11 protein-coding genes are annotated in these 10811 nt (G+C 72.9%); 8 read left to right on the forward strand and 3 right to left on the reverse strand.

Going from position 1 to position 10811, the window contains the following annotated elements:
- Window positions 1–96: 96 nt before the first annotated feature.
- The 4 genes from pdxH to Aru02nite_RS23260 all read left to right on the forward strand — a co-directional run bounded on the left by pdxH (window position 97) and on the right by Aru02nite_RS23260 (window position 3807).
- Window positions 97–774, forward strand: coding sequence for a pyridoxamine 5'-phosphate oxidase (pdxH, locus tag Aru02nite_RS23245; protein ID WP_373324953.1), 678 nt, complete (start codon window positions 97–99; stop codon window positions 772–774).
- On the forward strand, window positions 771–2054 hold the full coding sequence (locus Aru02nite_RS23250) for an MFS transporter (protein WP_239076888.1): 1284 nt from the start codon (window positions 771–773) through the stop codon (window positions 2052–2054). Before pdxH ends, Aru02nite_RS23250 begins: the two co-directional genes overlap by 4 nt.
- A 93-nt stretch (window positions 2055–2147) precedes the next feature.
- Window positions 2148–3047, forward strand: coding sequence for an aldose 1-epimerase family protein (locus tag Aru02nite_RS23255; protein WP_203661198.1), 900 nt, complete (start codon window positions 2148–2150; stop codon window positions 3045–3047).
- Window positions 3048–3516: 469 nt separating this feature from the next.
- A complete protein-coding gene (locus Aru02nite_RS23260; protein ID WP_203661145.1) occupies window positions 3517–3807 on the forward strand; it encodes a type II toxin-antitoxin system VapB family antitoxin in 291 nt (96 codons plus the stop codon).
- Between the two features lie 12 nt (window positions 3808–3819).
- Here Aru02nite_RS23260 and Aru02nite_RS23265 read toward each other — a convergent pair whose 3' ends face one another.
- A complete protein-coding gene (locus Aru02nite_RS23265; RefSeq protein ID WP_203661147.1) occupies window positions 3820–4710 on the reverse strand; it encodes an alpha/beta fold hydrolase in 891 nt (296 codons plus the stop codon).
- A 195-nt stretch (window positions 4711–4905) separates the two neighbouring features.
- Here Aru02nite_RS23265 and Aru02nite_RS23270 point away from each other — a divergent pair, with 195 nt between their 5' ends.
- Window positions 4906–5553, forward strand: coding sequence for a DUF4230 domain-containing protein (locus Aru02nite_RS23270; RefSeq protein WP_203661149.1), 648 nt, complete (start codon window positions 4906–4908; stop codon window positions 5551–5553).
- Here Aru02nite_RS23270 and Aru02nite_RS23275 read toward each other — a convergent pair.
- Both Aru02nite_RS23275 and Aru02nite_RS23280 read right to left on the reverse strand, forming a co-directional pair.
- The gene (locus Aru02nite_RS23275) at window positions 5534–6025 is read right to left on the reverse strand and encodes a MarR family winged helix-turn-helix transcriptional regulator (RefSeq protein WP_203661151.1); all 492 of its coding nucleotides are present in this window, start codon (window positions 6023–6025) and stop codon (window positions 5534–5536) included. The genes Aru02nite_RS23270 and Aru02nite_RS23275 overlap by 20 nt on opposite strands.
- Window positions 6003–7442 (reverse strand): MFS transporter, encoded by a 1440-nt coding sequence (locus Aru02nite_RS23280; protein WP_203661153.1) that lies wholly within the window; start codon window positions 7440–7442, stop codon window positions 6003–6005. The genes Aru02nite_RS23275 and Aru02nite_RS23280 overlap by 23 nt, the downstream gene beginning before the upstream one ends.
- Before the next feature lie 189 nt (window positions 7443–7631).
- Between Aru02nite_RS23280 and Aru02nite_RS23285 the strand changes: the two genes are divergently transcribed.
- The 3 genes from Aru02nite_RS23285 to Aru02nite_RS23295 all read left to right on the forward strand — a co-directional run bounded on the left by Aru02nite_RS23285 (window position 7632) and on the right by Aru02nite_RS23295 (window position 10237).
- Entirely contained in the window at window positions 7632–9002 is a 1371-nt protein-coding gene (locus Aru02nite_RS23285; protein ID WP_203661200.1) for an L-serine ammonia-lyase, read from the forward strand.
- A 50-nt stretch (window positions 9003–9052) separates the two neighbouring features.
- Window positions 9053–9733, forward strand: a complete 681-nt coding sequence (gene trhA / locus Aru02nite_RS23290; RefSeq protein ID WP_239076889.1) for a PAQR family membrane homeostasis protein TrhA — start codon at window positions 9053–9055, stop codon at window positions 9731–9733.
- A gap of 84 nt (window positions 9734–9817) precedes the next feature.
- Window positions 9818–10237 (forward strand): hypothetical protein, encoded by a 420-nt coding sequence (locus Aru02nite_RS23295; protein ID WP_203661155.1) that lies wholly within the window; start codon window positions 9818–9820, stop codon window positions 10235–10237.
- Window positions 10238–10811: the final 574 nt, after the last annotated feature.

Genomic DNA, 10811 nt, shown 5'->3' on the forward strand with positions numbered 1-10811 from the left:
GGGTCGTGCCAGCGGTGGGTCGCGGGTCGTCGCAGCGGTGGGTGGCGGGTCCGTGTGGCTGACACGACAGGCCCCGGGGCACGCCGGCGAGGCAGGATGTTGATCGTGCCCGAGACACCGTCACCGCTGGACCCCACCCTGGTCGCGCTGATGCGCAACGAGTACGCGACGACCGGCATCGCGCCGGGCGACCTCGCCGCGGACTGGTACACGCAGCTCGGCCGGTGGCTCGCCGACGCGACCGCGGCCGGCCTGCCCGAGCCGAACGCGATGGTACTGGCCACCGCGGACGCCGCGGGCCGCCCCGCCAGCCGTACGGTGCTGCTCAAGGGGTACGACGCGGCCGGGCTGGTGTTCTTCACGAACTACCGCTCGGCGAAGGGCACCCAGCTCACCGCCAACCCGTACGCGAGCGTCACGTTCCCCTGGTACGGGCTGCACCGGCAGGCGCACGCGGCGGGCCGGGTGGCGCCCGTGCCGGCGGACGAGTCCGACGCGTACTTCGCGTCCCGGCCGCGTGGCGCGCAGCTCGGCGCCTGGTCCAGCCCGCAGTCGACGGTGATCACCGGGCGGGACGTGCTCGACGACTCGTTCGCGGCGTACGCGGAGCGCTGGCCGGAGGGCACGCCGGTGCCGCGGCCGCCGCACTGGGGCGGTTTCCGGCTGGTACCGGAGACGGTGGAGTTCTGGCAGGGGCGGGAGAACAGGGTGCACGACCGGCTGCGGTACCGGCGGGACGGCGGGAGCTGGGTGCTGGAGCGGTTGGCCCCGTGAGCGGCTCGTTACTCGGGCGCATCGCGATCGATCACCGTCCGCTGCGGCACGCCGCGTACCGGCGGATGTGGGTGGGCAACGGCGTCGCGTTCATCGGCGTGCAGGTGACGACGGTGGCGGTCGCGGTGCAGATGGACGCGATCACGCACTCCCCGGCGTGGAACGGCTGGCTCGGGCTGGCGGGTCTGGTGCCGCTGGTGGTGTTCGCGCTGTGGGGCGGCGCGGTGGCCGACGCGGTCGACCGGCGCCGGGTGATCCTGGTCGGCTCGGTCCTCGCCTGGGTGGTGACGCTGGCGCTGGTCGGCCAGGCGCTCGCCGGCGTCCGCAGCCCCGTCCTCCTCCTCGTACTCGTGGCCGTGCAGTCGGCGGCGTTCGCGGTGGTGTCGCCGACCCGGGGCGCGATCATCCCGCGGCTGGTGCCGGTCGGGCTGGTACCGGCGGCGAACACGCTGAACTTCACGGCCGGCAGCGTCGCCTCGGTGGCGGGCCCGATCGCGGCCGGCGCGGTCCTCGGCAGCGGTGGCTACGCCGCGGCGTACGGGGTGGACGCGGTGCTGTTCACGGTGTCGCTGTGGGCGGCGTTCACGCTGCCACCGCTGCCGCCGGGCGAGCGTACGGTCCGGCCGGACCTGCGGTCGGTGCTCGCCGGGCTGGCGTTCATGGCGCGCCGGCCGCTGCTGTGGCTGTCGTTCGTGCTCGACCTGGTCGCCATGCAGGCCATGCCCCGCGCCCTCTTCCCGGTACTGGCCCGCACCGAGTTCGGTGGCGGCGGCGCGGCCGGCTGGCTGTACAGCGCGATCGCGTTGGGCGCGGCGGTCGGCGGGCTGTGCTCCGGCTGGGTCGCCCGGGTACGCCGGCAGGGCGTGGCGCTGGTCGTCGCCATCGCCTGCTGGGGGCTGTCGGTGGCGGCGGCGGGGCTGGCCCACCAGCTTTGGCTCGCCGTCGTGCTGCTGGCCGTGGGTGGGGTCGCCGACCTGGTCAGCGGCGTGTACCGGCAGACGATCCTGCAACTGACCGCGCCGGACGAGCTGCGCGGCCGGTTGCAGGGGGTGTTCACCGCGGTCGTGGCCGGCGGTCCGCGCCTCGGCGATCTGCGCGCCGGGCTGATGGCCACCGCGTTCACGCCGCGGATCTCGTGGGTCGGCGGCGGGCTCGCGGTCGCGGCGGCGGTCGTCGTACTCGGGCTGGCGTTCCCGGTGCTGCGCCGGTACCGGCCGTCCGGCCACGACGACCGGCCCGTCGACGCGCAACCGGCCGCCGTACCCGACGCGTCGGGGTGAGCGCGGCGTCGTCCGGTAGGCCGGTCGCGCCGGCCGCCGCTCGGTAGAGTCCGCACCGGGACCGTCGAGGGGGGAGCCACGGTGGGCGTCGCGATGTCGGGCGAGCAGTGGGGGATCGAGGCCGGCGGGCACCGGGCCACGATCGTCGAGGTCGGCGGCGGCATCCGGGAGTACGCGGTGGACGGTGTCGACGTCCTCGACGGCTACTCCGCGGACCAGATCTGTCCTGGCGGGGCCGGCGCGCAGCTCGCGCCGTGGCCGAACCGTACGGGGGACGGGCGTTACGCGTTCGGCGGCGCCGAGTACCAGTTGGCGTTGAGCGAACCGGCGAAGGGCAACGCGATCCACGGGCTGGTGCGGTGGCTGCCGTGGCGCCGCATCGCCGGTACGCCGGACTCGGTGACGGTCGCGTGCGCGCTGCCCGCCCACCCCGGGTACCCGTGGCCGCTGTCGCTGACGGCCCGCTGGACGGTGTCCGCGCACGGCCTGCGGGTCGAGCACACCGCGACGAACCTCGGCGACACGCCCGCGCCGTACGGGCTGGGCTGCCATCCGTACCTGACGCTGCCGGGCCGGCCCGACGACTGGACGCTGCACGTACCGGCGCGGACGGTGCTGCGTACCGACGAGCGGTCGCTGCCGGTGGGCGAGGACCCGGTCGCCGGCACCGACCTCGACTTCGGCTCGCCCCGGCCGATCGGCGCCACCGTGCTCGACACCGCCTACACCGACCTGGTACGTGGCGACGCCGGCACCGCCGACGTCATACTGTCCACAGTGGACGGTCGGTGGGTGACGCTGTGGGCCGACGAAACGTTCCGCTGGGTGCAGGTGTTCACCGCCGACACCGCCAAGGCCCCGCGTACCCGCCGGTCCGTGGCGGTCGAGCCGATGACGTGCCCGCCGGACGCGCTGCGTACCGGACGGGATCTGATCACGGTGGAGCCGGGCGAGACCTGGCGCGGTGCCTGGGGCCTGCGCGTGGCGCCCTGAGTCCCGCACCCGGAAACCGTTGCCACCACAGGGATCCGGCCGTGTCGTACCCGGCGGACCGGTGCGCTGGTGGGGCAGGGCCGTCAGCGCCCGTGACCGGGCGTCGCGTTCGGCAGGTACCGGCGCACCTGTCCGGTCGGGGTGCCGGTGTCCTCCCGATACCGGACGGCGAGGCGGTACCGGTCACCGCACACGAGGTGGCCGAACCGACGCGGAGTGTCGTACCGGGCGGTCCCGAACGCGCCGCAGCGCGTGACTCGTCGCGGCCGGGATCCCGTCGCCCCACCCACGTGTCCCCGCGCACAAAAGGTTGCCTGGCCGGCCCGGAATCGGCGGATCATGTCCGTCGGGCACCCCGCGTACGGATGGGTTCCCACCCGCGGTCGCTAGGCTGTGAGCGGTCGGCGGGGCGCGCGGGACCGCGGTGGACGGTCCTCGCCGCGACCCCGACAAGGAAGGGACGTGAGTCGTGATCTTCAAGGCGGTACGGGAGGGCAAGCCGTACCCCGACCACGGCATGTCCACGAAGCAGTGGGCGGACATCCCGCCCCGTCCCGTGCGGCTCGACCAGCTCGTCACCACCAAGCGCGAGCTGGCGCTGGACCGGCTGCTCGCCGAGGACTCCACGTTCTACGGCGACCTGTTCCCGCACGTCGTCGAGTGGTCCGGCGCGCTCTACCTGGAGGACGGCCTGCACCGCGCGCTGCGCGCGGCGCTCCAGCAGCGCACCTCGATCCACGCCCGCGTCCTCGTCATCTGAGCCGCCGCCGGGTCACCGGTGCGCCAGGACGAACCCCCGCACGCTCGTCGCGTACCGGTCGGGCTCCTCGAACTGGGCGAAGTGTGCGGACGAGTCGAACACCTCGATCCGCCCGGTCGGTACGTGCCGGCGGAACCCGTCGATCTGCTCCGGCCCGGTGGTCAGGTCGTACCGGCCCTTGATGAGCAGCGCCGGTACGGACAGGCCGGCGAGCAGCGGCACCATCGAGGCCATCACGTCCGGCGCGTCCGGCAGCCGGTGGCCGTACTCGTCGGCACGGTCGCGCTGGTCGGTCGGCACCGGGTTGTCGGCCAGCGTCCGCGTCAGCTCGACCCGCGCCTCCGGCTTGTGCACGTACAGGTCGACGTAGCGGTCGCCGAGGGCGGCGACGACGCTGCGCGCCTCCCACCGGTCGGTGAGGTCCTCGGTGGCGAGCTGCCGGCAGCGGGCCGCGGACACCGCGTCGCCGAGTTCCTCGAACAGTCCGGCGGCGGCCGGCAGGCGCAGTCGTTCGGCCTCGGCCATGTCCCAGCCGGGGTTCTCGAAGATGACGGCACTGATCGCCTCCGGGTGCTGGTGCGCGTACCGGAGGGCGAACCGGCCGCCGAACGAGTGTCCGAGCACCGCCCAGCGTTCCAGCCCGAGCGACGCGCGCAGCGACTCGCAGTCGGCGACCAGGTCGCTCTCGTCGAGCGGCTCGTCCGGGGCGAGCGGATCGGTCTCCAGGGGCCCCCGCCGGTCGAGCCCGATCACCCGCAGGTCCGCGGCCAGCCGGTCGCCCTGCCAGAGCATGAACTCGTGGCAGCCCATCCCGGGTCCGCCGTGCAGGTACAGCAGCGGCGGCGCGTCCGGTGCACCACGTACGTCCAGGAACAGGCGGCGGTCCGCCGTGGTCGCGCGCATCGGGCGACTCCCTCCCGTCGGTACGTCGGAAGCCTAACCAGCGGTGACTGTGTCGTACCGGTCGTTCGCGGTGGACGTGCCCGGATCGGGGAGTGACGCTGCCTGCACCGACTGGCCGGTACGCCGCGGTCCCTCTAGGGTCTGACGGGATGATGGTTCTTCTCATCCGAGGACATACCGGGTGGTGAGGTGTTGATGGCGGACACGTCGCGACGCGCCCGGCGCTGGCCACTGGTCGTCGCCGCCGCGCTCGTCCTCGTCCTCGCGGCGGCGCTCGTCCGGTCGCTGCACGTGGTCGACTGGCCGCCCAACCCGTTCGCCGAGCGCACCACCGACCGCAGCGGCCCGGTGCTCCTCCAGTCCATCCAGGACCTCTCCCGGTACGAGGGGGCCGCCGGCTCGTTCCAGGTGATCGTGGACCTGGCGCACGAGGCGCGGTTCCTGTCGCCGGTGGTGAAGGGCGACCGCACGCTGTTCGTCGCCGTCGGCACCGTCGACGCGTACGTGGACTTCGGTGGCGTGGGCGCGAAGGCGGTCACCACGAACAAGGCGCGTACGACCGCGACGATCACGCTGCCGCACGCCAGGCTGGAACGGGCGAACCTGGACCAGAAGCACAGCCACGTGGTCGCCGAACAGCGCGGCCTGCTCGACCGGGTGCAGTCGTTCCTCGGCGACGACCCGGACCGCCAGCACCAGCTCTACACGTTGGCGCAGCAGAAGATCGGCGACGCCGCCAAGTCCAGCAAGCTCGCCGCCCAGTGCGAGCGCAACACCCGGGTCATGCTGACCGGCATGCTCCGCTCCCTCGGGTACACCAGCGTCACCGTCCGGTACGCCTGACCGGCTCCGCCGTCTCGGTACCCTCGTCGATCTCGGCGACGAGCGCCGCGAGCGCGGGCAGTGCCGTACGCAGGGCGGCGCGTTGGTCGGCGGTGAGCCGGTCCTGCGCCGTACGCAGGATCCGCTCGTTGCCGTCCTCCCAGCCGGCGAGCGCGGCCGTGCCCGTCGACGTCAACGCGAGCCGCACCGTACGACGGTCGGCGGGGTCGTCGCTGCGGTTCACCATGCCGAGCCGGACCAGGCCGTTGACCAGGGTGGTGACGGTGTTGGGGGCGAGCCGCAGCAGCCGGGCGACCTCGCTGGGGCGGGCGCCGGGCCGCTCGGCGAGGCACGCCATCAGCTCCAGCTGGGCCACCGCGAGCGGGTTGTCGGGGCCGCTCGCGCGCGCCGCCCGGCGCATCGCGCGCCGCAGCCGGGCGACGGTGTCGGCGAGCCGCCGACCTACCTGTTCATCCGTGCCGACCCCGGTCATGTGCCCCCGAACCCCCGCTGATGCGCGTGACGATACCGGCCGCCACGGCGACAATCCCCAGCAGCCCACTGGAGAATCTCACGCCGTCGGCCGGTCCCGCCAGGTGCAGCACGAGCGTCACGAGGGCCACGCCGAGCGCGGTACCGAGCGCCCGCGTCATGTTCACCATCCCGCCGGCCGTACCAGCGGCCCGCGCGGGTGCGGCGGCCATCACCGCGGCGTTGTTCGCCGGCGTGAACAGCCCCAACCCCAGCCCGGTCACCGCGAACGCCGCGCACAGCAGCGCCGGCGTCGCCGGCAGTACGGCGAGCACGGCCATCCCGGCCGCCGCGACCAGCAGCCCCGCCGTACCCCGGGCCCGGTTGCCCCAGGTCCGCGGGACGAGCCGGCCGCCGGCGACCGCGGCGACCGCGAACCCGGCCGGCAGCGCCGTCAGGTACAGCCCGGTCAACCCGCCCGGTACGCCCAGCCGGTCCAGCGCGATCGGCCCGAGTACCAGCGGCCCGAACAGCACCAGGTATCCCAGGCACGCGGTGGCGAGGCCGCCCGCGATGACCCGGTCGCGGAGTACGGCGAGCGACACCAGCGGTTCCGCGGCCCGCCCCTCCCGCCGTACGAACCCCACCGCACCCAGTACGGCGAGCGCCACCAGCCCCAGCATCAGCGGCGCCGGTACGGAGAGGCCGGAGCCGGCGGAGATCGCCAGCAGCCCGGCCGTCGTCGTACCGGCGAGGAGCAGCAGCCCGCCGGTGTCGAAGCGCCCGACGGGGGTGCGCTGCCGGGTCCGCGGCAGCAGGTACCGCCCGGCGACCAGGCCGAGGATCCCCACCGGAACGTTGATCATGAACACCCAGCGCCAGCCGAGGCCGTGCACGAGCAGCCCGCCCGCGGTCGGCCCGAGCGCCAGCCCGATCGCCTGAGCCGCCGCCTGCACGCCCAGCCCCGCGCGCAGCCGCCCCGCCGGCATGCTCGTCGTGATCAGCGCGACGCTGTTGGCCTGCATCATCGCCGCGCCGGCCGCCTGCGCCACCCGCGCCAGCACCAGTACCGGCAGCGACGGCGCCAGCCCGCACCCGACCGACGCCACCGTGAACAGCAGGAAACCCAGCAGGTACACGGCTTTGCGGCCGACCGCGTCGGACAGCCGCCCGATCGGTACGAGCAGCGCCACCAGCACCACCAGGTACGCCAGCGACACCCACTCGACCGCCGCCAGCGACGTACGGAAGGTGTGTCCGAGCGCCGGGAAGGTCAGGGTCACGATGCTCGCGTCGAGCTGACCCATGAACGCGCCGAGGCAGACGGTCGCGACGGCCAGCCACGGTGCCCGCGGCGACCGCCGTACGACATCGGGTCGGGCCCGTTCGGTGAGCAGTCCGGCGAGCCCTCCGGCGGGGGCGTCGGTGGCGGTCGGCATCGGCACCTTCGTTCTGCGGCAGAACAGTTCTGTGTCAGAAACTTATCCCGCCCCACATCCCCCTGACCAGGTACGTCGTCCGGTTGTGCGCCGCCTCACCGAATCCTCGCGACCCCCACCCCCAGGAAGTACGCTCGCAGTCGGCGCCGCGACGACGCGGGCGCCAACCAGCCCGAGGCGGGGATGTCCGTGATCAGCGTCTTCGATCTGTTCTCCATCGGGATCGGCCCGTCCAGCTCGCACACGGTCGGCCCGATGCGGGCCGCCGCCCGCTTCGCCAACGGCCTCAAGGCCGACGGCCAGCTCGCGCACACCGCCCGCATCCGCTCCGAACTCTTCGGTTCGCTCGGCGCCACCGGCCACGGTCACGGCAGCGAGGCGGCCGTCCTGCTCGGCCTGTCCGGCGAGTCGCCCGAGACCGTCGACACCGACTCCGTCGACACCCGCGTCGCCGCGATCCGCGCGACCGGCCGGCTCACCGTCCTCGGCACCCACGACATGGCGTACGACGACCGGGCCGACCTCGTCCTGCACCGCCGTCGTTCGCTGCCGTCCCACCCCAACGGCATGACCTTCACCGCGTACGACACGGCCGGCTCCGTCCTGCGCGCCCGCACGTACTACTCGGTCGGTGGCGGTTTCGTCGTCGACGAGGCGGCGACCGGCGCCGACCGCATCAAGCCCGACGACACACCCGTGCGGTACCCGTTCGCGACCGGCGCGGAGTTGCTCGCGCAGGCGACCGCGGCGGGCCTGCCGGTCAGCCAGATCATGCTGGCGAACGAGCGCTCCTGGCGCTCCGAGGCCGACGTACGCGACCAGTTGCTGCGGATCTGGACCGTCATGCAGGAGTGCGTACGGCACGGCTGCGAGACCGAGGGCACCCTGCCGGGAGGTCTGCGGGTGCACCGCCGCGCCGCCGAGATGCACCGCACCCTGACCGGCGAACACTTCGCGACGGACCCGCTCCGGGTGATGGACTGGGTGACGCTGTTCGCCCTCGCCGTCAACGAGGAGAACGCGTCGGGCGGCCGGGTCGTCACCGCCCCGACGAACGGTGCCGCCGGCATCGTCCCCGCCGTCCTGCACTACTACTGGCGCTTCGTACCGGGGTCCAGCGACGAGGGCGTGATCCGCTTCCTGCTGACCGCCGCCGCGATCGGCGTCCTCTTCAAGGAGAACGCGTCGATCTCCGGCGCGGAGGTCGGCTGCCAGGGCGAGGTCGGCTCCGCGTGCTCGATGGCGGCCGGCGGCCTCGCCGAGGTCCTCGGCGGTACTCCCGAGCAGGTGGAGAACGCCGCGGAGATCGCGATGGAGCACAACCTCGGCCTCACCTGCGACCCGGTCGGCGGCCTGGTCCAGATCCCCTGCATCGAGCGGAACGCGGTGGCCTCGATCAAGGCGATCACCGCGGCCCGGATGGCGCTGCGCGGCGACGGCCGGCACCACGTGTCGCTCGACAAGGTCATCAAGACCATGCGCGAGACCGGCGCGGACATGAAGGTCAAGTACAAGGAGACGGCCCGGGGTGGGCTCGCGGTGAACGTCATCGAGTGCTGACGCGCACATTCGCTACGCCACCGTAGGCTACCGACGGGTAGGATTCGTGGATGGCCGCAACCACGCTCGGCGGCACCGCCGCCAAGGACCCGCACGCCCGCCCGCGGATGCGCGGCTGGCTGCATGCGTACGCCGTCGGGGTCGCCGCGGTCTGCGGCGTCGTCCTCTGTTCCGTGGCCGCCAGCCGCCCCGGCTGGATCCCCTTCGCCGCCTGCCTGGTCTACTCGGTGACCATCTGCGGCCTGTTCGGCATCAGCGCGCTCTACCACCGCCACGTCTGGGGCCCCCGGGGGTACGCGGTGATGAAGCGCCTCGACCACTCGATGATCTTCCTGTTCATCGCCGGGACGTACACGCCGTTCAGCCTCCTGCTGATGCCCCGGCACACGGCGCTGATCGTGCTCGCCGTGGTGTGGGGCGGTGCGCTCGCCGGTGTCGCGCTCAAGATGGCCTGGCCGCGTGCCCCACGCTGGCTGTCCGTCCCGCTGTACATCGCGCTCGGCTGGGTCGCCGTCTTCGTACTGCCCGACATCCTGCACATCGGGGGGCCGGCCGCGCTCGCGCTGCTGCTCGCCGGCGGTGTCGTGTACAGCCTCGGTGCCGTCTGCTACGCGGTGAAGCGCCCGAACCCGTGGCCGCGCACCTTCGGCCACCACGAGTTCTTCCACGCCGCGACCCTCATCGCCGCCGCCTGCCATCACATAGGGGTGTACTTCGCGGTCCTTGCGTAGCGGCGCAACCGGACCCCGGGGACGGCTTGTCGTCATTCGCCCGGCGGGGATGCGCAGTTTGCGCCGACCGGCTAGCTTCCGCACGTGCACCCGAACCAGATGCCGCCCCAGGGGGGCGCAGTCCTCAACATCACGACCACCAAGCCGTTCCTCGCCTGGATGCTGGCGTTCACGCCGCCGCGTCTCACTCTCAACGGCCAGGAATCCAAGCTGACCTGGGGCCAGAACCAGGTGCCGGTCCCGCCGGGCCGCTACGACCTGCAGGTCCACGTGCCGTACCTGTGGAAGATCGGCCAGGCCGGCATGCAGGTCGACGTACACCCCGGAGCCCAGGTGCCCGTCTTCTACGCCGCGCCCTGGTGGAACTTCCAGCCCGGCGCGATCGCCCACCAGCCTGTCGAGTCGCCCGGCAAGACCGCGGCCATCGCGGTGAACATCGCGGCCGCGGTGCTCCTCCTCCTGATCATCATCTGCGGCTGCGCCGGCGCTCTCAGCGGCAACTGACCCTTCCGCGTACTCCCGGGGCGGGTTCCGGCATCGTCCGGAGCCCGCCCCGACCGCGTACGGGAGGCTTGTGAGCGCCGACACGGGACCCCGGTTTGACGCACCGTTCGGCCATCGCGTAACTTTCTCTCTGCCCGCGGGGAACCGGACGGAAACCGGGCCGCCAAGGCGGCCGGTTGGGACGGCCTGCGGGACACTCCGAGGTAAGGGCGAGCACATCGGCCTGCGCGGGGTGCGGCGAGCCGGATCGTTCGGTGGGCCACCGAGGGGGACACCCCGGGTCGGACCGCCAAAACGGACCAGGTAAGCTTGGACGAGCAAGGCGCCGAACAGGGCGGCCGATGCGAAATCTCCAGGACAATGGTTCCGAGATTCCGCTGCGGCAAATCTGGCCGGTTTTGCGAAATCCTTCCTGATAGTTTCAGAGTATAAAGACTCTGCGACTTGATGGTGCCCAATTGATTGAGCCGGGGCGGATTTGACCGGCAGAGATCGACGGGGTAAGCTAAACGAGCAAGACAAGAAAGACCGAAAGACAAAGCCCCGGGGTGGCGGGCCGAAAGGCCAAGATCTC

Origin of the sequence: Actinocatenispora rupis (genome assembly GCF_016861975.1) — a bacterium.
Taxonomy (GTDB): Bacteria; Actinomycetota; Actinomycetes; order Mycobacteriales; family Micromonosporaceae; genus Actinocatenispora; species Actinocatenispora rupis.

Coding starts and splice junctions, on each gene's coding strand:
- pdxH (WP_373324953.1), top strand. CDS start 97: ATGTTGATCGTGCCCGAGACACCGTCACCGCTGGACCCCACCCTGGTC.
- Aru02nite_RS23255 (WP_203661198.1), top strand. CDS start 2,148: ATGTCGGGCGAGCAGTGGGGGATCGAGGCCGGCGGGCACCGGGCCACG.
- Aru02nite_RS23265 (WP_203661147.1), bottom strand. CDS start 4,710: ATGCGCGCGACCACGGCGGACCGCCGCCTGTTCCTGGACGTACGTGGT.
- Aru02nite_RS23270 (WP_203661149.1), top strand. CDS start 4,906: ATGGCGGACACGTCGCGACGCGCCCGGCGCTGGCCACTGGTCGTCGCC.
- Aru02nite_RS23275 (WP_203661151.1), bottom strand. CDS start 6,025: ATGACCGGGGTCGGCACGGATGAACAGGTAGGTCGGCGGCTCGCCGAC.
- Aru02nite_RS23280 (WP_203661153.1), bottom strand. CDS start 7,442: ATGCCGACCGCCACCGACGCCCCCGCCGGAGGGCTCGCCGGACTGCTC.
- trhA (WP_239076889.1), top strand. CDS start 9,053: ATGGCCGCAACCACGCTCGGCGGCACCGCCGCCAAGGACCCGCACGCC.